Here is a 22,556-nt window from a genome sequence, read left to right on the forward strand (position 1 = left end):
TCGGGTGCGGGAGATGCTCAGCTACCTGGCCTCAGCCCTGCCGGACTACACCGGGGCTGCAGCCCGGCTGCTCGCCGTGCAGTGTGCGCTGCGTATGGACTCCCGAGGGGAGGTCCGGGTGCCGATTGGGGTTCTGCGCAGTCTTCGCCTCGGGCACGATTCGCTCCCGTGGCGTGAGCTGGAGCAGGCGCGGTGGCTCCGCCGAACGTCGGCTGCCTCGGGTCTTGCCGACAGGGTGGTGGTCGCCCAGATCCTCGACGGCGGGTTGTTTGGTCAAAGCCCCGCACGTCCAGACCGCAGGAGCGCTGCCGACTGGGCGCTGCGTACAGCGAGAGACGACTGCGCGGGCGCCGGTGACCACGCTCTGCGGCTGGCAGTGCTCTGCCTTACGGTGCATACGGACCTTTCGTCCGATCATGGGTGTGCCGAGACGGACCGGATCGCGCGTGAGTGTGGACTCGTTCCTGCGGCTTTGTTCCCATTGCTCGACCGGTTGGCGGCATCTTTCGTCTCCTGGAGCGTGGTCCGTGGCTCAGGGGATCTGTGCTGGGAGCTGCACCGAACTTGATCGGCCACAGCGGGCGAGCGGGCGATCGCTCTGACGCCGAGGTGAAACCCAAGAACTGAGCAACCGACCTGAGACTCGACCCGTTACGGAACGCGTCGTTCGTCCCGCTAACCCGTTGCCGTTCACCGTGAGTCGCTGAATGCGCGGTGCGGGAGCGTCATGGTGGGTGTTTTCCCCCAACTGCTTTGCCTGGTTGGGGAGGTGGCAGGGAGCCGGCTGTTTCGGCGGCGCGCACCTCGCGCCCTGCAGCGGCTCCTCGGCGTCGGGCAGGCGTAACTGCTGGCTGAGCGCGCCCGCGGCCATGCCGCCCGTCCGGTCGCCCCGCAGAACCGGCAGCGCATCTGTGCGCCCACCGCGCGCTGAAGCGAGACTGCCTCGACCCCGCACAGCATCACCCTGCCGTTCTGGGACTTGCCGATCAGACCGGCCAACGCCTGGGCGGCGAAAGCCAGATCCGCGAGCCGACTCACCCTCACAGTGCGGGAATCCGACCGCAGCTCCACCACGCGTACCTGCACCCTGCCGGAGCCCACCAACCACTTGCCCGCCCTCGCCACGGCTGCGCTGAGCCTGCTGGCGGCGATGCCCGTGCCCGCGCGACTGAAGCCGCCGCAGACCGTGCCCGTCGGGGCTTCGGGCCGGGGGCTATTCGTCCAGCCCCACTGACGAACTGACCGCTTGTGCCAAGAACCACTGATTCCTGGCAAAAGCGGTGATGTGCGGCATGGCAGTTCCCGTCCCTGTCGGCGGGGCTCCGTCGCCCCGCGTGCCGTGGTTGGAATCAGGGTCGTGAGGCTTGTGTCGGCTCGGCAAGGCGGCTTCTGCCAGGCGGAAGGACTTCTGTAAAGAGGCTGGTCAGGGCCCTGTGCTGTCAGCCCCTAGCCGCCAGAGTGGAGGGCCGGGTGGTGCTGCTGTCCGGTTCACACTTGGGGTAGCCGGAGAGGGCGACGGCGAGCGCAACTACTCACTGCGTGGCGTTAATCTCCCAAACATGTCCACGTCGTTTCAAATGTGAGACTCCTCTGTCGAGGCATGCTCAGTACAGCGGCAAGAACCGGCATTACTGCAGGTCAACTACTGATCGTTTTGGAGTCTGTGGCCCTCGGGTCGAATCCGGGTCGAATCCGCACCCTTTTGGACTGTTGGGCGTGTCGCCGCAGGTCAGGGTGGTGTGAAGTCGCGCGCTGGACTGCCTCCCGGATAGGGGCGGCGCGGCAAGTAGCCGGACCGATGAGCCGCTGAAGAGGCGCTGAGTGGCTGTGTCGGCGGCCAGGGGCAGGGGGCTCACCAGCGGATTCTTCGCTGGTGGTGGTGCTCGCCGTTCGTGATCATGTCCTGCGGAAACAACTTCAGGCGGGGCGGTTGATGCGCGACGGCCCGGGGCTGGCGGTTCCTGGCCGAGACCGACCTGCCGGGCGGCAGGGGCCATCCAGGAGCCGGGTGGTAGGCGGGTGGCGTGGCCGGCTGCCTCGCCGCGAGGCAGCCGGCGCTCTCGCAACGACCGCCTGTCCACCGAACGGGACCTGGCGACAGCCACCGGGGCGGCCGCGCCGCGGTCCGGACCGCTCTGCAGGACCTCGAATCCCGCGGAATCGTGCTACGTCACGTCGGCCGTGGCACGTTCATCGCTCCGGACGAGACCGCCCTTGCGGACGGCGCCGCCCACGAGCCCTGCGGAGATCATGGCCTCACGCCTGGTCCTGGAACCGGAGCTGATGCCGCTCGCCGTCGCCTCCGCCACCGGGGCCGACCTCGCGGAGATGGAACGCTGTCTGTGCGGCGGCGAGCAGGCGTCCAGCTCCGAGGAGTTCGAACGCTGAGACACCGCTCTGCACCACAGCTTCGCCGTGGCCACCCACAACACGGTCCTGATCAGCGTCAGCTCCCTGCTCGTCAACGCCCGCCGCCAGCCCATATGGGGCGGACTCAAGCGCCGCAGCTTAACCCCGAACGCCACCGCTGCTATTGCACCGAACACGGGCAGATCGTCGCCGCGGTCCGTGAACGAGACCCACAGGCCGCCCGCGACGCCATGCGCGACCATCTCCACCACGTACGCCGCGTCCTGCTCGGCGACCACCTCTGACGCCTCGCGCTTCATGGCTGGTCAGGCTGCCGCAGGCAGGAAGTCGATGAGCCTGCCCACGCCGTCGATGGTGAGATGCGGGCGCTGTTCGAGTGGCAGTGTGGTGGAGTGGTCCGCCGTGTGGATGCCGGTGGCCACCGCGATGCCGAGGGCGTCGGCGCGCCGGGCCATCGCCATCTCCAGCTCCGGGTCGTCTCCGACGACGGCGAGGTGGTGCGGGTCGACGGCCAGCCGGCGCGCGGCGCAGCGCATACCGGTCAGCGAGGGCTTGCCCACGACCTGTTCGGTGACGCCCGTAACACTGGTGATCATGGCGCAGATGGCCCGGGACGTGCCCAGGGTCCGGCCGTCGGCGCTGGCGAAGAACACCGACTGTGAACTGCTGTACAGGGTGGCCCCGCCGAAGACGGCGTGGCAGGCGGCTTCCAGGTCGTCCATGGTGAACTCGCGGTACCAGCCGGCCAGGACGGCGTCGGCCTCCAGTTTGCCCTTGGGCGCAACGATCTCGATGCCGGCCTGCCGCAGCGGCTCCTTCAGACCGTCGCCGTCGAGCACCAGCACGCGGCGGTGGCCCGTGGCCAGGAAGTGGTCGACGGCACTGGTGGCGGGGGTGAGCATGGCGTCGTCGGAGAGATCGAAGCCGATGCGGCGCAGCGTCTCGGCGTAGGCCTCGGGCGTACGGGTGGTGCCGTTGGGGAAGGTGACCCAGGGCAGACCGCGTGCCGTGAGGGCGGCGGTGATCTCCAGGGCTCCGGGGAGGGGGGTGAGTCCGTGGTTGCGCCGGTCGCCCAGGGCGAGCGTGCCGTTGACGCGTCAGCCGGATGCGCTCCCACGGGTCCTCGCGGTGAGTGCGCACCGCCATGCCCATGTGGGTGCTGGAGGTGTAGTCGAGGGCGCGGAAGCCGACCCGGTTCCAGGACCGGCGCGATCTGGAGGATCTTGCCGGTGTCGATCCCGGTCGCGCCCCACAGGCTCTGGTTGCCGTCACGCAGCGACACGTCGACGAGCTGGATGTCAGCCACGGCTGCTCCCGGTGGGGTGGTCGCGCAGGAAGCGGGTGAACCAGGCGGTGTCCACACCGCCTTCAGTGAACTCGGCTCCCACCAGCACTGCTTGGTGCAGGGGGATGTTGGTGGTGACCCCGACGAGCCGTGACGCGGGCAACAGTTGCCTGCGCTCATTGCACCTGGTGAAATCTTCTCCTCGTCTCCGCAGCTGGGGGAGGTCTCATGCGGCAGTACCAGGTGAAGACGATCAGTTCTCTGGAGTGCGGCCTGCGGGTGCTGAAGGCCCTGGAGGAGATGCGCGCCGCGAGCCTGCACGACCTGCACCAGGTCACCGGCATTCCCAAAGCACCCTGATCCGCATCCTGTACACGTGCAATCAGCAGGCCTGGTGTGGCAGCGGCTGGCCGACGGGGCGTTCATCGCGAGCCTCAGACCGCAGCGTGCCCCGTACGACGACGCCGAGTGGCTCGGCGAACTGGCGTCGCAGGTCCTGGAAGGGCTGTGCGAACGCGTGATGTGGCCCTCTGCGCTGACCGTGCCGCGCCTGGACTACATGGAGACGATCGACACGAACAGCCCGAAGGCCTGCTTCGACGAGGTCGTACCCGTCGCTCCCATCGGCTTCCGCTCGCACATGCTGCTCGGGGCCTCGGGCCGGGCCTACATCGCCTTCTCTCCCGAGCGAGAGCGGGAAGCGGTCCTTCGCTGCCTCCGCGAGCACGACGCCCCCGGGAACGAGTACGCCCACGACGCTGGATGGCTGCGCCGTCTGCTGGCGGCCACCCGCTCACGCGGGTACAGCGTGCGCGCACCGGAGTACGACTTCGACGGCCGCAACTCGATCGCCGTACCGATCCGCCTGCACGGGGAGGTACTCGGATGCGTCAACGTGACCTGGCGCAAGACGGTCATGTCGGTGCAGGAGGTGGCGCGGCGCCACCTGGACGACCTGCAGGCCGCGGCGCACCGGATCGAAGAGCGGGCTTCGGCGGCCGCCCCACAACGACTCGGGGCGGGCGGCGACGAGACCGGAGGACGACGAAAGATCCGCACGCCGTCCTCCGGTCTGCACCAGCCACGGCAAGGTCTATGAGGCTGGCCCCTGTGGAGCAGCCGAGTGGTCTCTGCGGTACTCGCGCGGGCTGACACCGTGGCCGCTCTTGAAGGCGCGGGTGAAGTGCGAGGCGTCCTTGAAGCCGACCGCGTAGGCGATGTCCGTGACAGTCCAGCCCGTCCGGCCTGGGTCGGCGAGCAGCCTGGCGGCCATGTGGATGCGCTGTCGCTGGATCCAGCGGGACGGCGAGGCGTCCTCGGCCTGGAAGATCGCGTGGAGGTAGCGGACGGAGATGCCCAGCGCCTGGGCGATCACGGCGGGTGACAGGTCGGGGTCGGCGATGTGGTCGAGGATGTACCGGCGGGCGCGGCCCGAATGGACCGCGCCGGGAACTTCGAGCCGGACAGCCGCGGCGGTCCGGTCGGACAGAGCCGTGGCCAGCAGCTCCAGCAGGGTGGCACCGATCCGGGCGCTCGTGTCGGGCGCCAGACCGCGGGCGTGGAGGGTCAGCGAGTGGAGGAAGGGCGCGATGAGCGCGCCCACCCCCCGGTCGCCCGGCACAGGGGTGGCCATCGTGTCCCGTGCCAGTGGGCAGTGCGCGTCGAACAGCGGCCGGGGGACTTTCAGCACCAGCAGTTCGAACGGGTCGAGACAGGCGATCCGACAGGGCAGTGCGCTGTCGTAGACGGTGAGGTCACCGGGGCGCAACAGCGCCTCGCGTCCCTGCTGGGCCACCGTGACGCGCCCCTGGACGGCCAGGTTCACCAGGAGGTCGTCCTCGCTGGACCTGCGGATCAGCCTTGGCGAGCGGAACACCGTATGAGGGTCGGAGACCACCCGGGCGATCCCCACGCCGCCGACCGTCTGCGCCGTGACCTGGCCCAGGAAGCCGGCGGACGGATGCCGCGGCACGTCCATCTCGTACTCGACGAACGTCGTGCAGACCACCTCGCGCCAATAGTCCAGCTGAGCGCGGCTGTCGAGCGGCGCCGTGGAGAAGTTGAGCGTCATACCGGTGCCACCTTGCCTCGCACCCTCGGAAAGACCCTGCTGCGGGTGCGCTCAGGTTCAGGTAACCGTGCGGCCTCAGTCAAGCCCTCGCCGCAGGTCGGACCGTACCTTCGCACCCACAAACCCACCCAGGCAATGAGGCAAGGTGACATGACTACATCCGAAGAGATCATGGCGCAGTACGTGGCGACCGAGGCGCGCGTGGACCGCATGCGGGACAAGTACGCCCTGGAGGAGGGGTACATCAGCGAGGACAGCAGCCCCTGGGTGCCGTTCGTCCCCGGCGTGTTCATCAAGCACCTCACCTTCGACGTCCGTGGCAGCAGCGCCGCCAACGTGCTGTGGGTGCAGGAGGGCGGCACGCTCGGCCGCCACCGGCACCGCGGTCCGGTCTCCGGCTACGTCCTCGAAGGCAGTTGGCGCTACCTGGAGTACGACTGGGTCGGGAAGCCGGGTGACTTCGTCCGGGAGAGCCCGGGGCGCAGTCACACCCTCTACTCCGAGCACGGGATGAAGACGATGTTCTGGCTCAACGGTCCGCTGGAGTTCCTCGACGAGGAGGACCGTGTGATGGAGACGGTCGATGTGTTCTGGTTCATCGATCACTACGAGAGCTATTGCCGGGAGAACGGCCTGAAGATCAACGAACGGCTCTATCTCTAGGCAGGCCGAGGCGTGCCCGCCTCTCCTCCACGACGCCGACGACCTCCGGGGCCGGACACACCGGTTACACGGCCGCCATGATCCGGTGATCGGTGCCGATGGCGGCATCCGCAGGTCACAGCCTGCGGCGAGCGAGACAACCCGGTCGACGAGGGCGCCCCAGTCGGACATCACCGGGATGGCGGAACCCCGCTCCTCACGCAGCACCTGCGTGAGGAGCGGGGTTCCGCCATCCCTTGCAGGATCACCAGCGGACGGAACGGTCCGCGGGACGAGGAGATCCCGTCCACGGCAACGCTCGGCTTCATCGGCGCCGGCAACATCGGTACGAAGCTCGCCCGGCTCGCGATTCGAGGTCTTCGACTCAGGCAGGACCACCACCCGCGAAGTCGTGCAGGAGCAGCTGGCCGGCGCGAAGCTCGTCAAGGCGTTCAACAACGCAGGCGGCGCCGGTGGCCCGGGGCGCACATGAGCCTCCGCCACTCAACGGTGCCTGGTCGGCCGCCGCCGGATACGCCGCCGACCAGGCATTGGCCTTCGGAGGCTCCGTGACCGCGGTGTCCGCGGCGGGCGACGAGACGGCCATCGCTCTCATGCGCGGCCTACGGGAAGCCGGGTGCCGACAAAACGTCAGTGTCGTCGGTTTCGACGCCAATCCGGTCTTCGGCTACGTCTCGCCGCCTCTGACCACCGCGGTCAGCCTTTCGAGGCCGTAACGAGGAAGGTGTCCGGCTTCTCGTGCACACCATTGCGACGCCTGACACCGGCCCGCCGCTTACGATCCTCTGAAGTAGCGAGGATCAGCAGGCCAGGGCCGCGAACGCCTCGTCCAGCAAGGAAGTGAGATCGAGACGGCCGTCGGAGTCGGTCCAGTGGTCAAGGGCGACATTCAGGCAGTCCAGCGCCGCGGCGACGCGCACGGCATGGGTCAGCGTCGGCTGCTCGGCCGACCCTGCGCGTTCGGCCAGTGAGTGGGCCAGGGGCGGCCGCCAGCCACTCTGCTTCCCCAGTTGGCGCGCGCACAGTGCCGGGGTCTCCTTCACCAGCCGCGTCATGGTGAGCGCGCTGTCCGGGTCCTGTCGGTAGTGCTCCAGCACGGTGTCCAGCGCACGGCGTAGCGCGGTCCAGTCGTCCTCGGCCACCGGGCGGGCGCGCAGCGCGGCGGCGACGCGCTCGCCATGCGCGTCGAAGGCACTGAGAACGGCTTCCTCCTTGCTGCCGAAGTAGCGTAGAAACGTGCTGCGTGACACGCCGGCCGCCGCAGCGAGGTCGTTCACTGTGACGTTCTCGTAGCCCTCGCGGCGGAACAGATCGAAGGCGGTCCGGGCTAGGGGCTGTCTCTAGTTGTGATCAAGTGGCTTGGGGTGGGGGCCGGTGCGATAAGACTGTGGTGTGACGCGTGCGCAACTCACCGACAGCGAGTGGGAGTTCATCGGGCCGTTCCTGCCGGTCGGCAGGTTCGGCCCGTACCCCGAACGTCTGCGTGAGCAGTTCGAGGGGGTGATCTGGCGGTTCCGCACCGGCAGCCAGTGGAGAGAGATGCCCGAGCGGTTCGGCGCCTGGCAGACCGTCTACAACCGCTTCATGCGATGGCGGGACGCGGGCGTCTTCCAGACCCTGCTGGACGAAGCGATCGCCGAGGCCGCCCGCAGGGACGAGATCGACATGTCCCTGGTCAGCGTGGACTCCACCATCACGCGGGCCCATCACGACGCCGCCGGCATGCGGGTCAGCGAACAGACCCTGGCCGCGCTCGAGGAGGCGGCCCTGCAAAAGGGGGAGCGTCAGAGGGACAAGGCGGGCAGGACGGTGAAAGCGATCCGGTCCGCGCCGAACGCAGGCGCATCCGATTACGACGGCGGGCCCGGCTGAAGGCCGCTCTGCTCGGACGGTCGCGCGGCGGTCTGACCAGCAAGATCCACCTGGCTGCCGACCGGCGTTGCCGGCCGATGGCCCTCCTGCTGACCGCCGGGCAGGCCGCCGACAGTCCCCAGTTCATCCCGGTCCTGAGCAAGGTCCGGGTCCGTCTGCCCGTCGGCCGTCCCCGCACCCGGCCGGATGCCGTGGCCGGCGATAAGGCTTACTCCTCGCGCGCCAACCGCGCCCACCTGCGCAAACGCCGCATCAAGGCAGTCATCCCGGAGAAGAAGGACCAGGCCGCCAACCGCAGGAAGAAAGGCAGCCGTGGCGGCAGGCCCGTCACCCACGACACCGGTCTCTACCGCGACCGCAACACGGTCGAGCGGGCCATCAACAGGATGAAGGACTGGCGAGGCATCGCGACCCGCTACGACAAGACGCCCGAGAGCTACCTCGCCGGACTCCACCTCCGCGCAGCGACCATCTGGATCAGCAGCCTCCTCAAAGCCCAATGATCACAACTAGAGACAGCCCCTAGTTCGGCTCTTACGGCACCGCGGGCGATGTCTCGGGTGGTGGTTCGGGTCTCGGCAGGGGGCACGCGGCGACTGTACTGCGGGCAGAAGCATGATTGCCATTACGGAACCGTGAATCTTCTCTGACACTCAGTTCCATACATGCAGTATTGTTCCGGAGGTGCAGTCGCGGCTCAGCCAGCTTGATCGTGGATGCGGTCGACGTGCTGCGCCAGCACTGCGATGACGCGGCAAGGGAGCGCCGGGATTCGCACGACCGTGGTCTGTGCCGGCTACGCGATCCGGAGCGGGGACTTCGACCGGTTGGCCGGGAGGCAGCCGACTGTGCCGCTCTCGCCATGGACACCCACCCCGCCGATCCTGCAGCGCGACGACCTGCCGAGCTCGGCTGTCAGCAACGATTTCCACCGGAGGTATCCCATGACCACCCCGTCCGTCCTCATCGTCGGTGCCGGAGCGACAGGACTGCCCGTCGGCTACCACCTCGGCCTGGCAGGAGTCGACATCACCTTCCTGGTGCGGCCCGGCAGGAAGGCCGCCCTGGGCTCGGCGCGGCGGCTGTACTGCTACGACGACGCCGAACTGAAGACGTTCGACACCTACCGCGTCGTCGACGACGTCGCGGAGCTGGAGGGAACGAGTTTCCAGTTCGTCATCATCACGCTGGACGGCCACACCAGCCGGACACCGGAAGGTACCGGGCTACTGCGCGGCCTGGGCAAGCTGGTCCGATCCTGCGGCGCGCACGTCATCATATGCGGCTTCGGCCTCGGCGTCCGCGAGCATTACCGCGAGACGCTTGGCGTCGACGACGACCGGCTCACGCACGGATTCCTCGGCATGCTCAGCCATCAGGCCTCGGCAGACCTGCCCGTTCATCCGCCCACGGATCCAGCGCGGGTGGCCCGGGCCGACGTCTGCTACCGGCATCCGACGAACCGGATCGGCTTTCGCCTCGAGACGGGCAACGTCACCGCCGCGCAGCAGTTCGCCGCGCTGTACGAGCGCAGCGGCGTGTCGCAGTGCGCACAGGTCAGCCGGGAGGTCGACGACATCTTCTGCACCGCCGCCTCGCCGGTGTACGCGGGCGCCGAGCTCGCCGGGTGGCCCGACTTCACCACCCTCGTCCGGGACGAGGAGCTCTGGAACCTGGCCTGTCGAGCTCAGGCCGAGATCATGACCCTCCCGCGGTACGGCCAGACCGGCGAACACATGGCCAAGGCCATGGGACCACGTGAGACCGCCCAGACACACCAGGCCATCGAACGGGACATGCTGCCGCTGGACTACCAGGCGTTCAACCGGTTCCACCACGGCGGCAAGGTCCGCGCCCAGGACGTCGCAACCATGTACGACTGCCTGGCCGAGGGCCGCAGTTGCGGCCACTCCATGCCCGCGCTCCAGACATTGTTGAGCCGGTTGGAGGCGCATGCCGCCGTGTAGGTGATCACCTGGCGGCCGACGAGGAGGGTGTGGTGGAGAGACCGGCCTGGGCTTCGGTGCCGGCCTGTCAAAAGGATCACCGACGGCTCTCTCGACATGCGGCATGGGGCTTGCCGGCCTCGCGGACGACGCCGCCTCCTGCTGGGTCTCGGCCACCCGGGCAGGCAGTCGAGGCGCTCCGCATCGCGGCCCTGGCCGGTGACAAGAACGATCTGTACCGGAAGGCAGTGATATCTAACATGTTAGTTGTTTCACCCTCGTGTGCGTACGCTGCCGACCAGCAGGCGAGTGAATGTTCGGGCGCGATTCGGAGTGCAGGGAGGCGGCTGACATGACCGTCCTGGTGGCGCACGGGGAACCTGCCCGAGTCATTCACCACGTTCGTGGGCAGGCGCCATGACATTGGCGAGGTGCGCCGTCTCCTCGGCTCGGCGCGGTTGCTGACGCTCACCGGGACGGGCGGAGTCGGCAAGACGCGGCTGGCGCTGGAAGCGGCCGCCGCGGTGAGGAAATCCTTCCCTGACGGGACGTGGCTGGTCGACCTGGCACCGGTGCGGGACCCCTCGGCGGTGGCGACCACGGCCGCCGCCGCTGTGGGCTTCGCGGACCTGGGCGACAGACCCGCCCTCGACAGGCTTGCCGAGCGCCTGGCCGAGCGACGCGTGCTGATCGTGCTGGACAATTGTGAGATCCTGCACCGGCGGCCAAGGCTGCTCGCCCAGGGCGACGACGTGGTCCCGATCCCCGGCACCCGCAACGCCGACCGCCTGGCGGAGAACACCGCCGCGGTCGACGTCGAACTCACCGACGCCGACCGCGAGCAGATCAGGCAGATCCTTCCCCAGGGCTCTGCGGGAAGCCGGTACCCGGCCGCCATGTTGGCCACGATGTCGACCGACTGACTCCGGGGCGTCCGTACCGGTCGTCGGTTCCGTGATCGCCTTGTCGGTACGGGACCGACAGTCCGGCTCAGGAGAGCCGGACAGGCAGCTTGTCGAACGCGACCAGACGGTCGGTGCGGACCTCCAGCGGATCACCGGCGAGCTCGACCGAGGAGTACCGCTCGGCGATGAGGCCGAGGATCACGCTGGTCTCGGCCCGCGCCAGCAGCTGCCCGGCGCACGCGTGGGTACCGAGCCCGAACGTCAGGTTCCGGCTCGCGTCCGGGGGCCGGTTGTGGTCGAACTCGTTGGGGTTCTCGAAGATCGCCGGGTCCCGGTTCGCGGCCCCGATCGGGTACTTGCTGCACGACCCTGACGGGATGTGCACGCCCTGGATCTCGATGTCCTCGTTCGGGAACCGGGTGATGATGAGTTCGACCGGGTTCAGCCGCGCCAGCTCGTTGATGAACGCGTCCCGGATCTCCGGCTTCTCCCTGAACTCGGTCATCAGGTCCGGTCGTTCGGCGAACAGCTTGAAACCGGCCCCGATGAGGTAGGCGGGGTTCGGGCCGCCCGACATGTAGAGCAGCACCGTGGTCTCCAGGACCTCACGCCAGGTGAGCTCGCCGCGCCCGTGGGCCGCGAGCAGCTCGTCGACCAGCCCGTTTCCGGGCTCCTCGGCGGCCTGCTTCTCGCGCACGTACCGTTCGGTCTCGGCGAACATGAAGTTCATCCCGGCCAGCGACCTCGCGTCGATGCCCTCACCCGGTGCGGTCGCGTTGATGAGCATCGCGTCCCACAGGGCCCATAACATCCCCTCCACGTCACCCACGGGCATGTCGAGGATGCGGCACATCGCCAGATGGGTCGGCATCACGCCCAGGTCGAAGTGGGCGTCCACGACCTCGCCCGGGGCGAGCCTGTCGAGCGCCTCGACGGTGAAGTCGTGCGTCAGCCGCGCCCAGGTGCCGATCATCTTCGGTGTCAGCCAACGGTTCGTCAGCCGCCGCATCCGGGTGTGCTCCGGCGCGTCCTTCGACAGGACCGTGTTGTCGAACGCGGTCCATGGATGAGGGTGCTCGCCGGCGGTGGCGAACGACGGCGGCTCCGCTATCCGCATACACGGCAGTTTCGCGTTGTGCGTGGTGTCCGCGTGGTTCAGCACCACGTACGTGTTCTGCGTCGTCCGGTGTACGGGCGCGATCGCACGGGCCCGCTCGTAAGCCGGGTACGGGTCGGCCCGGAATTTCTCGTCGTTCCACGGGAACAGCGCCGAGGCTTCCCCGATGGTCAGGCTCATGTCTGTCGCTCCTTCGGGTCTGGTCGGGCCGGGCTGGGTCAGGCGGGTAGCAGAGTCAGGAGGTCCCGGGCCCACGCGTCGGCGAGCTCCGTGGCCGGGGTCGTCGACGCGGCGTCATGCTTGGCCGTGGTTCCGATCTGCTCCGCGCCGAGCTCAAGGAGCGACCTGCGGAGGGTGTCTATGGCGTTGTTGAACGTCTCGTAGATGCTGTCGCCGAGTCCGAACGCCGCGAACCGCACACCGGACAGGTCAGGGCGCTCCGTCAGGAGCGCGTCGTGGAACGGCGCCGCCGTCTCGGGCAGGCCGCCCTCTCCGTAGGTGGAACTCACGAACACCGCGATCTCCATGGCCGCCAGGTCGGACACCTCGACATCGGTCAGCTCCGCGGTCACCGTCTCGTACCCTTGATCGCCGAACGCGGCGGCGATGTCGTCGGCGACCATCTCCGCGTTGCTCGACTCGGTCCCATACAGGACATGGACGACAGTCATTTCACTTCTCCTGTGGTGTCGAGGGCCGCAGTCGTGGCCGTCGGGATGAAAGCCAGGGCACCGGAGCCCGCCGCCGCAGCGAGGAGTTCGTCCCTGGTCGTGAACTTGGTTCGGCACCTGTCGGGCCGGGCGCGCCGCACCTCGGCACCGTCGATACGCTGCCACGCCTCGAAACTCACCACCGAAGGCGGCAGCCGGTCGCGGAGCCCGGCCAGGCCGGTACGGTGCAGCGGTTCCTGACGGTGAAGGCACTCCAGGACGCCCTTCGCCGCGTCTGCCGCCAGCTTCCGGTTCTCGGCCAGATTTCCCAGCCGGCCGGTAGCGGGGCCACCCACGTGGAACACGTTCGGAGCCTTGATGTCACCGAACCGCGACGACTGCGCCGGAGGGGGGCGAAGCCGAGCGCCGTGATCACGGTGTCGGCGTCGAGGTGGTCGACCAGCGCGCTGTCCCCCGCCCGATGTGTCGTCACCCGGACCCGGCCGTCGTGCCACCGAACGGAGACCGGAACCCGCCGGAACCGCACGTTCACCGTCGTACGCGGAGAGGCCGAGGGCTCGCCGATCAGCGGTACGCCGTCAACGCTGAGATGAACACCGGCGATCTCGGCGAGTTCCCTGACCATCGACGCATCCCACTTCGCCGTATGCGGATCACACCTCCCCAGGATGTGGATGGTCCGTACCGGGTTCGGCGCCACAGTGCGCAGCGCGTCGTCGTCGACGTCCGACGCGATGAAGTCGAGGTCGGACTTGGACAGCAGCCGTGCGACATCCACCGAGACGTTTCCTGTCCCGAGGATGACGACCTCGGACCCCAGGCTCTCCGAACCGGCTTGCCGGTGGCGCAGGCGGGCGTCCGGATCGGAGTTCAGCAACCGGATCAGGCTTCGAGGCTCACGTCGGTCCCCACGGACACGTTGCCGACGAACTCCACTCCTGGCTGCCCGAAGAGCCGCTCGAACTGGCGCGACACCGCCTTGGCGCCCTGGTGGTCCGGTGCGATGCCGTACCGGACCAGGCCGAACGGCGTCGGCAGCGCGTCGAAGACGGCGATCTCGACGTCCGGCTGTCCCTTGCGCAGAGCCTGGGCCGCGTAGCACCCGCTGGGGCCGGCGCCGATGACCGCGACCTGGAGCGGAAGCCCGTCGCCGACGGCGTCGGCCGGTCGGTTCGGGGCTGTCTCTGCCGGAGTTCTCATGGCTACCTCGGTTACTGCGAAGGAATTCGAAGACGGGATGAACGCTAACTAACTAACGATCGTTAGTATAGTGGGTGAACAGGAATCCAGGTCTGGACTCGACGCCGGGTCAGGAGCGTCGATGCCGTCCGGCGCCGCTGGTGACCGAGCTCGTGGATGTCCTCGACGTAGGACGTCGGTGCATCCCGCCCCGGTCGGCAGCGGCGCCGGACGGTGTTCCGGCCCTTCCTGGCCGTGTGGTCGAACTGCCTACCGTTGTGGTCGCAGGTAACACGAAGTCACAGCTCCTGGCGGCCGATGCGCTGGTACACCTCGGGGCGCCGGCCCCGCAGGACTCGCGCGACGCCCATCCCGATCGGGAACAACGCGAAGGTGAAGACCAGGAAGAACGACGTGACGAAGCCGGAACCGCCAAGCAGGTCCGAGTAGTTCGCCACCGCGAGATACGCCACCACGCCGATACCGACGGCCGACAGGAGTGGTGAGGCAGTGGTCTTCCACGCGGGTTCCTGCGACGGATGGCGACGGAAGTAGACGAACACCGCCACGCTCGCCGCGAACAGGAGCAGCAGGATCGCGAAGGAACCGATGCCGGACGCCCGGGCGAACAGAACGTTCGGGTCGCTGCCCAGTGCCACGAAGAGGGCGACTCCGATGGCCCACAGCGCACCGATGAGGGAAGCGGCCAAGTACGGGGATCCGTGCCTGGGGTGCACCTTGCCCAGAGCCGTCGGCATCACACCGTCGGTACCGAGTGAGTGCAGGTAGCGCGCCGTGACATTGTGGATGGACAGCATCGACGCCAGGATCGAGGTCAGCAGCAGGACGGTGACGATGTCGACCACGGTCTTGCCGACCAGCACGGTCAGCCCGTCGGTGAACAGTCCGCCGGTGTTGGCCGTGGCGGCCTCCTGCACCTTGTTCGCGCCGGAGAAGGCGATGTAGCCCCACGCGGCCAGGGCGTAGAAGACGCCGATGCCGGCCACGGACAGGTAGGTGGCCCGGGGGATGGTCTTGTCGGGGTCCTTCACCTCCTCGCGGAAGATGACTGTCGCCTCGAACCCGAAGAAGTTGCCGACGACGAACAGGAGCGCGAGACCGATGTTGGGGTCGGTGACCCACGGCAGGCTCAGGGCGGCGCCCCCGGTGCCGGAAGGGGCTCCATGGACGAACGACGCGATGTCGAAGACGATCACGACGATCACTTCGAGCACCATGACCGCGGTCAGCACCTTCGCGGAGAGGTCGATGCGCCGGTAGGCAAGCGCGGTGGTCACCGCGACGATCGCCAGCGCGTACCAGCCCCACGCGATGTGCGGCCCGTGGAGGTTCTTCTCCACGTAGCTCTGGACTGTGATGGCGAAGAACGGCGGGGCGAAGAACCCGATCATGAAGTAGCCGAACGTCGCCAGGAACGCGCCGCCCAGTCCGGCCGGGCGTCCGAGACCCTGGGTCACGAAGGCGTAGAAGCCTCCCGGGTTCGGAACGGTGCGGCCCATCAGGGTGAAGCCGACACAGAAGACCAGAAGTATGACCGTCGCCACGATGTAGATCGCCGGCCCCGTCTTGCCGCCGAACATCAGCAGCACCGGGATGAAGCCCGCCGCCGTGGTCAGGGGCGCGGAGAACGCGAGCACGCTCATGGCGAGCTCACCGACGCCCATGTTGCCCTGCAGACGCCGCGGCTCATCCACGACTTCAGCCATTTGTCTTTCACCACTCACGGTGGGGACCTGCTCGTGTCTTGCCATGAGTTTCTCTTCCTGGTGGGGCCCACCCGAGCTACCGCGGGGCCGGTGGGGTGTTCGTGTCGCGTCCCCGTGTGATGCCGTCCTGTTCAGGTACGTGATCACCTCGTGGACCTCGCTGCGCCGGCACCCATGCCCGCGCAGACGTTCTGGTGTGTGGTGACGCTGTCGGGGTGGGATACCGGTCCGGTCAGGTCACCAGGTCCGACAGTGGCCGGCCCGTCAGCGCCTGTCGGGCGCGCAGCACGACGGCCTCCTGGAGCGCGTCCATCGCCAGGTCGGACCGCCACGCGACGTGCGGGGTCATCACCAGGTTCGGCACGCCGCGCAGTACGTGGTCCGCCGGAAGCGGCTCGGTCGTGAAGGTGTCCAGGCCCGCGCCTGCCAGGTGGCCGGAGCGCAGCGCGTCCGCCAGCGCGGCCTCGTCGACGAGCCCGCCGCGTGAGACGTTGACGAGGACCGAGCGCGGCCGCATACGGCGGATGACCTCAGTCGACATCAGGTTTCGGGTCTCGGCCGACAACGGCAGGTGCAGCGACACCACGTCGGACTGCTCGAGCAGCTCCTTCAATGGTGCGGCCGGTACCGAGTCGAAGGTCGCGAACGGGTCGTAGGCACGGACGTTCGTGCCGAGGGCCGCGTACCACCGGGCGACCTGGCGGCCGATGCGGCCCATGCCCACGACCGCGACGTCCAGCTGGGAGAACCGTGGCGTGTCCATTCCGACGCTGCCCGCCCAATGGCCGGCCTCGATGGCCGACTGCCCCGCGGGGATGCGCCGCGCCAGCAGCAGCCCCATGGTGAGCGCGTGCGACGCGACCTCCTCGGTCGCGGCACCCGGCACGATCGCGACCGGGACGCCCTTCGTCCGGGCGGCCGGCACATCGATGTTGTCGTAGCCGATGCCGTACCGCACCACGGCGATGCACTTCTTCATCGCGGCGAAGTCCTCAGCCTCCACGGGCGCGTACGGGGTCACCATCACCACGGTCGCCTCGGGGATCGAAGCACGGAACGTCTGCCGGTCCGGTGCCACCACGAACTCCAGTCCGAACTCCTCGGCCAGTGCCCGCTCCCGCTCCAGGCTCGGGTACTGCTGAGGACCGACAAGGAGCAGACCACCGGAATGGGCGGGGGTGCGGGCCGGTATTTCCGTGCTGCTTGCAAGTGACATTTCAACCCTCTCGGATCAGGGCGAAGGTGTTCGGCAGCCGTGATCTCAGGGCGCCTAAACGTGTTCGTGTGGAAAGTGAATGAAAAGTACGGACGGGCCGAATGATCCGTCAACGACTCCGACCGTGCGAGATCGGGGTAGGCCTCGATTGGGAACAGTGTGTTGTCGAAACTGGATTAGTCTCCGCGAGGCTCAAACCGCGAGCGCGGGATCACTCAAGATCACTGGTGCGGTGTTCCGCGACCGGGTCCTTTCGGACTCTAGGTCCTTTCGGACTCTAGCGAACTAACGGTCGTAAGCATAGGCTGAGCGTCGCGCATCGCAACCGGAGGTGTACGACCGTGAACGTTCGACAACTTCAGGCCTTCCTCGCGGTCGCCGAGCACCTGCACTTCGGCCGCGCCGCCGAGCAGCTCTTCATGGCCCAGGCGCCCCTCAGTCGCACCATCCAGGCCTTGGAGGGAGACCTCGGCGCCCGCCTGTTCGATCGGAACACCCGTTCGGTCTCCCTCACGCCGGCCGGCCAGGCCCTCGTCCAGCCCGCTCGCGCCGTACTCGATGCGGTGTCCTGCGCCGAGTCCGCCGTCAGTGCCGCCGTCTCCGGTGAGTCCGGCACGGTCCGCGTCGAGTTCTGCGGTGTGGCGGCGCATCCCCTGGTGGCCGCGCTCTCCCGGGGCATGCGCGCGGATCACCCCGGCATCCGCCTCGATCTGACCTCGCAGGCCGTGTCCAGGCCGACGATCCGCCGCCTGCTGGACGAGGAGGTGGACGTCGGCCTCGGCCGGTTCGACAACCTGCCGCCCGGCCTCGACAGCGAGGTCCTCATCAGCGACTCCCTCGTCGTCGCGGTACCCCGGACCCACCGGCTCGCCGGTACCCAGGTCGTCGGTTTCCAGGACGTGGCCGCCGAGCCGTTCGTCTCCCTGCCCTACGCCACCGGCTCGGTCACCACCGACCGGCTCTGGCGCCTCGGTTACGCCCATGGTGTGGGCGGTGTCAACAACGTCCAGTTCGCCCCCGACACCCCCTCCTGTCTGGCGCTGGTCGGAGCCGAGGTCGGCTGCCACCTCGCCCTGCGGTCCGTCGCGCGGTCGACGACCAACCCCAACGTCGTCTTCGTCCCGCTCACCCAACGCGAATGCGAACTGGTACCCGACGTCCACCTGCGCGCCGCGTGGCGATCCGGGGCGGTCACCCCGCCCGTAGCGGCCGCGCTCGGGCACTTGCGCCGCTGTCTGCAGCAGGATCGGCCGGCGTACGCCGCCTGAACCTCCTCGAAGCCGCACTGATCATTTCAGTTCCGGAAACAATCGCCCGCGGCCTTCGCATCAATTTCTTCTGGTGCTGAACATTTCCGAGAAGTAACGTCACATTGTCGAAATCGTACTCGACTCTCCCCGGAAATCTCGGGGAAACGATGGCCGCGCCGGCCAATGCGGTGCCCCCCGCTGATCGAGTCGTTTTTCTATGCGCGAAATTCCGCGAAGGAGCAACCATGGGCAGTGAAGAATCCGTGCGTGAGATCGACGCACTCGTCGTCGGAACCGGCCTGGGCGGCGTCATGGCGCTGCGCACACTCACCGCCGACGCGGGCCTCGACGCGATCGCGATCGACAAGGCGCCGAAGGTCGGGGGAACTTGGTATTGGAACCGTTACCCCGGCGCCCTTTCCGACACGCAGAGCTTCATGTACCAGCTGCCCTACGACAAGGAACTCTTCCAGCAGACCGACTGGCGCACCCGCTACGTCCCCGGTCCCCAGATCCGCCAGTACGTCGAGGATGCCGTCGACTTCTGGAACCTGCGCTCCCGTATCCACCTCGAAACCACCCTGGCCAGCGCGGCCTATGACGAGGCGAACGCCCACTGGCACGTGGTCACCGACAGGGGTGAGTTCCGTGCCCGCTTCCTGATCACCGCAGCCGGCCTGCTCTCCCAGATCAACATCCCCGACTTTCCCGGCATCGACCGGTTCGAGGGCCGCATCGTTCACACCGCCGACTGGCCCGAGGACTTCGACATCGCCGGCCTGCGCATCGGTGTCATCGGCAACGGCTCCACAGGGATCCAGTTCATGACCGAGGCCGCCAAGACCGTGGCCCATCTGACCTCGTTCCAGCGCACCGCTCAGTACACCGTCCCGGCCGGCAACCGTGAGTGGTCCGAGGCGGAGCTGGAGCAGTTCAAGGCCACGTGTGAGGACCGCTGGGAGGAGTTCCGCACCTCCAAGATCGGCTTCGGCGTCGACGAGACCAAGCGCAGCATCTGGAGCGTCTCGGCGGAGGAGCGCGAGGCCGTCTTCGAGTGGGCCTGGCGCAAGGGCGGCAACTACACCTTCGCCAACGAGACCTTCTGCGACGTCACCAGCGACCGTGCCGCCAACGAGCTCGCCGCCGACTTCATCAAGCGGAAGATCAAGGAGATCGTCAAGGACGAGGAGACGGCGCGCAAGCTCACCCCCACCGAGCTGTTCGCCCGTCGCCCCATCTGCGACTCCGGTTACTTCGCGATGTTCAACCGGCCCAACGTCACCCTCGTCAGCACTCGGGAGAATCCCATCGCGGAGTTCGTGGCGGGCGGCATAGTCACCGAGGACGGCGTCCTGCACGAACTCGACGTCCTGGTCCTGGCGACCGGCTTCGACGCCGTCGAGGGCAGCTACCGGAACATGGACGTCCGCGGCATCGGCGGCCGGACCCTCAAGGAGCACTGGGCTGACGGCCCCCGCACCCACATGGGCATGACCGTGTCCGGCTTCCCGAACCTGTTCATGGTCCTCGGCCCGAACGGCCCGTTCGTCAACAACCCCTCCGCCATCGGCGTTCAGGCCAGGTGGATCGCCCAGGCCGTCAAGACCGTCAAGAACACCCCCGGCGCCTCCATCCGGCTGCGCGAGGAGGCCGAGGAGAACTGGCTCCAGACCTGCCTCGACGAACTCAAGGGCTCCCTGTTCCTGGAGACCGGCTCCTGGATCTTCGGCAACAACATCCCCGGCAAGCGCAAGGCCCGCACCGCCAACTTCTACGTCGGCGGCCTCGACAAGTTCATCGCCCTCTCCGAGGCCGAAGCAGCCCAGGGATACCCCAGCTACGAGGTCCGCATCCCGTCCGTGGTCTGACCCCCCACCCCCGCAAGCTGTTTGGAGAAGCAAGCCATGCCCACGTACAAGACCGTCTCACCGCTGAACGGCGAGGTGCTCGCCGAATACACGATGATGAGCGACGCCGAGATCGCCGAAGCACTCACCCGTGCCACCGACGCCTACCGTGACTGGGCCGACGTCGGCATCGACGACCGGGTCACCGTCCTGGCCCGCATCGCCGAACTGCACCGCGAGCGAAGCGCTGAACTCGCCGAGGCCATGGCGACCGAGATGGGCAAGCCGCTCGCCCAGGCCGAGGGCGAGGTCGCCCTCTCGGCGTCGATCTACGACTACTACGCCCGCGCGGGCGCCCAGCTGCTGGCCGACGAGGTCATCGAGATCAAGGCCGGCGGACGCGCCGTTGTCCGCACGGCTCCCACGGGCCCGGTGCTCGGGATCATGCCGTGGAACTTCCCGCTGTACCAGGTGGCGCGCTTCGTCGCCCCCAACCTGCTGCTCGGGAACACGGTCCTCCTCAAGCACGCCCGCTCCTGCACCCGCACGGCGCTCCTCATCGACGCCGTCGTCGCCGACGCGAACACCCCGAAGGGCGTCTACGAGAACCTCATCGTGTCGTCCTCGCAGATCGGCGACCTCATCGCCGACGACCGTCTGCGGGGCGTCTCGCTGACCGGCTCGGAGGAGGCCGGCCGGATCGTGGCCACCCAGGCCGGCCGGCATCTCAAGAAGTGCGTCCTCGAACTCGGCGGCTCTGACCCGTTCATCGTCCTGCCCGACGCCGACCTCGACCTCGCGCTCGACCTGGCCGCGACGGGCCGGTTCAGCAACGCCGGCCAGTCCTGCACGTCCTCCAAGCGGATGATCGTCCACAGTGACGTCTACGACCGGTTCCTCGAGGGATTCGTCGCCCGCGCACAGCAGTGGAACACCGGAGACCCGCTCGACCCGGGCACCAGTATCGGCCCGATGGCCTCGGAGTCCGGTCGGCGGGAGATCGCCGAGCAGGTCGAGGACGCCGTGTCCAAGGGCGCCGGGCTGCACCTGGGAGGCGTGGTCCCCGACGGCCCCGGTGCCTTCTACCCGGCCACCGTCCTGACGGACGTCACCCCGGACATGCGCGCCTACAGCGAGGAACTCTTCGGTCCCGTCGCAGTCCTCTACAAGGTCGACTCCGTCGAGGAGGCCGTCGCGCTGGCGAACGACTCCCGGTTCGGGCTCGGGTCCGCCGTCTTCACCCGCGACGAGGACCTCGCCGCCGACATCGCCGAACGGCTCGAGGTCGGCATGGTCGGCCTCAACACCCTCATCCGCAGCCAGCCCGACATGCCGTTCGGCGGCGTCAAGGCGTCCGGGATCGGCCGGGAGCTCGGCCGCCTGGGCCTCGACGAGTTCGCCAACAAGAAGACCGTCCGTCTTTCCTGACGGCCTCCGCCCCCCACGCTGCGCCCTGCCCGCGAGCCTCCCCCCGCGGGCAGGGCGCCTCCACGGCGGCACACACCGCCGTACGACCCCCTCCCCGAAGGACATGACGTGAAGCTCGTTTCCTACGACTCCGGCGCCGGCTGGAAGCCGGGCCTTCTCCACGGCGGCCAGGTGTTCAGCCTCAACGAAGTGCTCTGGGCGGCCGGCTCCCGGGCCTCCTGCGACCTGCCGTCCGTCCGCGCCTTCCTCCAGGTGCACGGCGGTCAACTGCCCCAGGTCGCCGCGGCTCTCGGACCGGTCCTCGACGGCGGGGCCGTGAAGCCGGTGGGTGGTCTTGACTCCGTACTGCTCGGGCCACCCGTCACCGACCCCCTCAAGGTCCTGTGCGTAGGCCTGAACTACTCCGACCACGTCGGCGAGACCGGCCGCGCCCTGCCGACCCACCCCGACCTGTTCGCCAAGTTCGCCAGCAGCCTCATCGGCCCCTACGACACCATCGACCGGTCCGACGTGACCGACAACCTCGACTTCGAGGGCGAACTCGCCGTCGTCATCGGCAGAGAGTGCAGCCGCGTCGACGAGAGCGACGCGCTGTCGTACGTGGCCGGTCTGTCGGTCCTCAACGACATCACCGCCCGCGACCTGCAGTACCGTGGCACGCAGTGGCTCGCGGGCAAGGCCGTGGACCGGGCCACGCCGTTCGGGCCGGCGATCGTCACGCTGGACGAGATCGGCGACCCGCAGAGCCTGGACATCGAGACGTTCGTCAACGGCAGCCGGGTCCAGGGCTCCAACACGAAGTACATGATCTTCCCGATCGCTCGGATCATCTCCTACGTCAGCCAGTTCCTCACCCTCAGCCCCGGCGACGTCATCGCCACCGGCACTCCCGAGGGCATCGGCGCGAAGCGGAATCCGCCCCTGTGGCTGCGTTCTGGTGACAAGGTCGAGGTGCGCCTGGAGAAGATCGGGCTCCTGAGCAACCAGGTCGTCTGAACTGTCCCTCTTA

The 22,556-nt window shown here is 68.2% G+C and carries 23 protein-coding genes and 1 pseudogene; 14 read left to right on the forward strand and 10 right to left on the reverse strand.

Annotated features, from left to right (window positions below; translation table 11 throughout):
* The first annotated feature begins 979 nt into the window (after positions 1 to 979).
* The 3 genes from ACIBTS_RS13385 to ACIBTS_RS13395 all read left to right on the forward strand — a co-directional run bounded on the left by ACIBTS_RS13385 (position 980) and on the right by ACIBTS_RS13395 (position 2,654).
* The gene (locus ACIBTS_RS13385; protein WP_399319049.1) at positions 980 to 1,234 is read left to right on the forward strand and encodes a hypothetical protein; all 255 of its coding nucleotides are present in this window, start codon (positions 980 to 982) and stop codon (positions 1,232 to 1,234) included.
* Between the two features lie 1,016 nt (positions 1,235 to 2,250).
* A complete protein-coding gene (locus tag ACIBTS_RS13390; RefSeq protein WP_399319051.1) occupies positions 2,251 to 2,388 on the forward strand; it encodes a hypothetical protein in 138 nt (45 codons plus the stop codon).
* Positions 2,389 to 2,483: 95 nt separating this feature from the next.
* Positions 2,484 to 2,654: an FCD domain-containing protein gene (locus ACIBTS_RS13395; RefSeq protein ID WP_399319053.1), complete on the forward strand. Its 171-nt coding sequence runs from the start codon at positions 2,484 to 2,486 to the stop codon at positions 2,652 to 2,654.
* 21 nt (positions 2,655 to 2,675) lie between these two features.
* On the opposite strand, the gene ACIBTS_RS13400 is transcribed toward ACIBTS_RS13395, so the two are convergent.
* Positions 2,676 to 3,446: an HAD-IIA family hydrolase gene (locus tag ACIBTS_RS13400; protein ID WP_399319303.1), complete on the reverse strand. Its 771-nt coding sequence runs from the start codon at positions 3,444 to 3,446 to the stop codon at positions 2,676 to 2,678.
* 222 nt (positions 3,447 to 3,668) lie between these two features.
* Positions 3,669 to 3,818: a hypothetical protein gene (locus ACIBTS_RS13405; RefSeq protein WP_399319054.1), complete on the reverse strand. Its 150-nt coding sequence runs from the start codon at positions 3,816 to 3,818 to the stop codon at positions 3,669 to 3,671.
* 65 nt (positions 3,819 to 3,883) lie between these two features.
* On the opposite strand from ACIBTS_RS13405, the gene ACIBTS_RS13410 reads away from it, so the two are divergent.
* Together ACIBTS_RS13410 and ACIBTS_RS13415 are read left to right on the forward strand one after the other, a co-directional pair.
* On the forward strand, positions 3,884 to 4,015 hold the full coding sequence (locus ACIBTS_RS13410) for a hypothetical protein (RefSeq protein WP_399319055.1): 132 nt from the start codon (positions 3,884 to 3,886) through the stop codon (positions 4,013 to 4,015).
* Between the two features lie 16 nt (positions 4,016 to 4,031).
* Positions 4,032 to 4,754: an IclR family transcriptional regulator C-terminal domain-containing protein gene (locus ACIBTS_RS13415; RefSeq protein WP_399319057.1), complete on the forward strand. Its 723-nt coding sequence runs from the start codon at positions 4,032 to 4,034 to the stop codon at positions 4,752 to 4,754.
* Here the strand turns inward: ACIBTS_RS13415 and ACIBTS_RS13420 are convergent.
* Positions 4,749 to 5,726 (reverse strand): helix-turn-helix domain-containing protein, encoded by a 978-nt coding sequence (locus tag ACIBTS_RS13420; protein ID WP_399319059.1) that lies wholly within the window; start codon positions 5,724 to 5,726, stop codon positions 4,749 to 4,751. The genes ACIBTS_RS13415 and ACIBTS_RS13420 overlap by 6 nt on opposite strands.
* 150 nt (positions 5,727 to 5,876) lie before the next feature.
* Here ACIBTS_RS13420 and ACIBTS_RS13425 point away from each other — a divergent pair, with 150 nt between their 5' ends.
* Together ACIBTS_RS13425 and ACIBTS_RS13430 are read left to right on the forward strand one after the other, a co-directional pair.
* Positions 5,877 to 6,389 carry a 2,4'-dihydroxyacetophenone dioxygenase family protein gene (locus ACIBTS_RS13425; RefSeq protein ID WP_399319061.1) on the forward strand — a complete coding sequence of 171 codons (513 nt, stop codon included), beginning with the start codon at positions 5,877 to 5,879 and terminating at the stop codon, positions 6,387 to 6,389.
* Between the two features lie 452 nt (positions 6,390 to 6,841).
* On the forward strand, positions 6,842 to 7,105 hold the full coding sequence (locus ACIBTS_RS13430) for a substrate-binding domain-containing protein (RefSeq protein ID WP_399319063.1): 264 nt from the start codon (positions 6,842 to 6,844) through the stop codon (positions 7,103 to 7,105).
* Between the two features lie 84 nt (positions 7,106 to 7,189).
* Here ACIBTS_RS13430 and ACIBTS_RS13435 read toward each other — a convergent pair whose 3' ends face one another.
* Positions 7,190 to 7,699, reverse strand: a complete 510-nt coding sequence (locus tag ACIBTS_RS13435; protein ID WP_399319305.1) for a TetR/AcrR family transcriptional regulator — start codon at positions 7,697 to 7,699, stop codon at positions 7,190 to 7,192.
* 82 nt (positions 7,700 to 7,781) lie between these two features.
* Here ACIBTS_RS13435 and ACIBTS_RS13440 point away from each other — a divergent pair.
* From ACIBTS_RS13440 to ACIBTS_RS13450, 3 genes and pseudogenes are all read left to right on the forward strand, one after another.
* Positions 7,782 to 8,764 (forward strand): annotated as a pseudogene (locus tag ACIBTS_RS13440) (IS5 family transposase).
* Positions 8,765 to 9,205: 441 nt separating this feature from the next.
* Entirely contained in the window at positions 9,206 to 10,228 is a 1,023-nt protein-coding gene (locus tag ACIBTS_RS13445) for a ketopantoate reductase family protein (RefSeq protein ID WP_399319065.1), read from the forward strand.
* Positions 10,229 to 10,638: 410 nt separating this feature from the next.
* Entirely contained in the window at positions 10,639 to 11,130 is a 492-nt protein-coding gene (locus ACIBTS_RS13450; protein ID WP_399319067.1) for a hypothetical protein, read from the forward strand.
* Between the two features lie 67 nt (positions 11,131 to 11,197).
* Here the strand turns inward: ACIBTS_RS13450 and ACIBTS_RS13455 are convergent, their stop codons facing one another.
* The 6 genes from ACIBTS_RS13455 to ACIBTS_RS13480 all read right to left on the reverse strand — a co-directional run bounded on the left by ACIBTS_RS13455 (position 11,198) and on the right by ACIBTS_RS13480 (position 17,022).
* On the reverse strand, positions 11,198 to 12,409 hold the full coding sequence (locus tag ACIBTS_RS13455; protein WP_399319069.1) for a cytochrome P450: 1,212 nt from the start codon (positions 12,407 to 12,409) through the stop codon (positions 11,198 to 11,200).
* 38 nt (positions 12,410 to 12,447) lie between these two features.
* Positions 12,448 to 12,900 carry a flavodoxin domain-containing protein gene (locus ACIBTS_RS13460; protein ID WP_399319071.1) on the reverse strand — a complete coding sequence of 151 codons (453 nt, stop codon included), beginning with the start codon at positions 12,898 to 12,900 and terminating at the stop codon, positions 12,448 to 12,450.
* Between the two features lie 175 nt (positions 12,901 to 13,075).
* Complete coding sequence (locus tag ACIBTS_RS13465; RefSeq protein WP_399319073.1) at positions 13,076 to 13,777, reverse strand: hypothetical protein; 702 nt, start codon at positions 13,775 to 13,777, stop codon at positions 13,076 to 13,078.
* A gap of 5 nt (positions 13,778 to 13,782) precedes the next feature.
* On the reverse strand, positions 13,783 to 14,100 hold the full coding sequence (locus ACIBTS_RS13470) for an NAD(P)-binding protein (RefSeq protein WP_399319075.1): 318 nt from the start codon (positions 14,098 to 14,100) through the stop codon (positions 13,783 to 13,785).
* A gap of 278 nt (positions 14,101 to 14,378) precedes the next feature.
* Positions 14,379 to 15,806 carry an APC family permease gene (locus ACIBTS_RS13475; protein WP_399319076.1) on the reverse strand — a complete coding sequence of 476 codons (1,428 nt, stop codon included), beginning with the start codon at positions 15,804 to 15,806 and terminating at the stop codon, positions 14,379 to 14,381.
* A 232-nt stretch (positions 15,807 to 16,038) separates the two neighbouring features.
* The gene (locus ACIBTS_RS13480) at positions 16,039 to 17,022 is read right to left on the reverse strand and encodes a C-terminal binding protein (RefSeq protein WP_399319078.1); all 984 of its coding nucleotides are present in this window, start codon (positions 17,020 to 17,022) and stop codon (positions 16,039 to 16,041) included.
* Between the two features lie 341 nt (positions 17,023 to 17,363).
* On the opposite strand from ACIBTS_RS13480, the gene ACIBTS_RS13485 reads away from it, so the two are divergent.
* From ACIBTS_RS13485 to ACIBTS_RS13500, 4 genes are all read left to right on the forward strand, one after another.
* Complete coding sequence (locus tag ACIBTS_RS13485; protein WP_399319080.1) at positions 17,364 to 18,290, forward strand: LysR substrate-binding domain-containing protein; 927 nt, start codon at positions 17,364 to 17,366, stop codon at positions 18,288 to 18,290.
* Between the two features lie 227 nt (positions 18,291 to 18,517).
* Positions 18,518 to 20,140, forward strand: coding sequence for a flavin-containing monooxygenase (locus ACIBTS_RS13490; protein ID WP_399319082.1), 1,623 nt, complete (start codon positions 18,518 to 18,520; stop codon positions 20,138 to 20,140).
* A gap of 36 nt (positions 20,141 to 20,176) precedes the next feature.
* A complete protein-coding gene (locus ACIBTS_RS13495) occupies positions 20,177 to 21,547 on the forward strand; it encodes an NAD-dependent succinate-semialdehyde dehydrogenase (RefSeq protein ID WP_399319084.1) in 1,371 nt (456 codons plus the stop codon).
* A 108-nt stretch (positions 21,548 to 21,655) separates the two neighbouring features.
* Positions 21,656 to 22,543, forward strand: a complete 888-nt coding sequence (locus ACIBTS_RS13500) for a fumarylacetoacetate hydrolase family protein (protein ID WP_399319086.1) — start codon at positions 21,656 to 21,658, stop codon at positions 22,541 to 22,543.
* Positions 22,544 to 22,556 lie beyond the last annotated feature (13 nt).

Source organism: Streptomyces sp. NPDC050121 (assembly GCF_044460385.1).
GTDB lineage: Bacteria > Actinomycetota > Actinomycetes > Streptomycetales > Streptomycetaceae > Streptomyces > Streptomyces soliscabiei.

Bases quoted from the DNA above. Each gene is read 5' to 3' on its own strand.
- ACIBTS_RS13410 (WP_399319055.1), top strand. From the start codon at position 3,884: ATGCGGCAGTACCAGGTGAAGACGATCAGTTCTCTGGAGTGCGGCCTG.
- ACIBTS_RS13395 (WP_399319053.1), top strand. From the start codon at position 2,484: ATGGGGCGGACTCAAGCGCCGCAGCTTAACCCCGAACGCCACCGCTGC.
- ACIBTS_RS13480 (WP_399319078.1), bottom strand. From the start codon at position 17,022: ATGTCACTTGCAAGCAGCACGGAAATACCGGCCCGCACCCCCGCCCAT.
- ACIBTS_RS13490 (WP_399319082.1), top strand. From the start codon at position 18,518: ATGGGCAGTGAAGAATCCGTGCGTGAGATCGACGCACTCGTCGTCGGA.
- ACIBTS_RS13460 (WP_399319071.1), bottom strand. From the start codon at position 12,900: ATGACTGTCGTCCATGTCCTGTATGGGACCGAGTCGAGCAACGCGGAG.
- ACIBTS_RS13455 (WP_399319069.1), bottom strand. From the start codon at position 12,409: ATGAGCCTGACCATCGGGGAAGCCTCGGCGCTGTTCCCGTGGAACGAC.
- ACIBTS_RS13445 (WP_399319065.1), top strand. From the start codon at position 9,206: ATGACCACCCCGTCCGTCCTCATCGTCGGTGCCGGAGCGACAGGACTG.
- ACIBTS_RS13390 (WP_399319051.1), top strand. From the start codon at position 2,251: ATGGCCTCACGCCTGGTCCTGGAACCGGAGCTGATGCCGCTCGCCGTC.
- ACIBTS_RS13425 (WP_399319061.1), top strand. From the start codon at position 5,877: ATGACTACATCCGAAGAGATCATGGCGCAGTACGTGGCGACCGAGGCG.
- ACIBTS_RS13475 (WP_399319076.1), bottom strand. From the start codon at position 15,806: ATGGCTGAAGTCGTGGATGAGCCGCGGCGTCTGCAGGGCAACATGGGC.
- ACIBTS_RS13470 (WP_399319075.1), bottom strand. From the start codon at position 14,100: ATGAGAACTCCGGCAGAGACAGCCCCGAACCGACCGGCCGACGCCGTC.
- ACIBTS_RS13495 (WP_399319084.1), top strand. From the start codon at position 20,177: ATGCCCACGTACAAGACCGTCTCACCGCTGAACGGCGAGGTGCTCGCC.
- ACIBTS_RS13420 (WP_399319059.1), bottom strand. From the start codon at position 5,726: ATGACGCTCAACTTCTCCACGGCGCCGCTCGACAGCCGCGCTCAGCTG.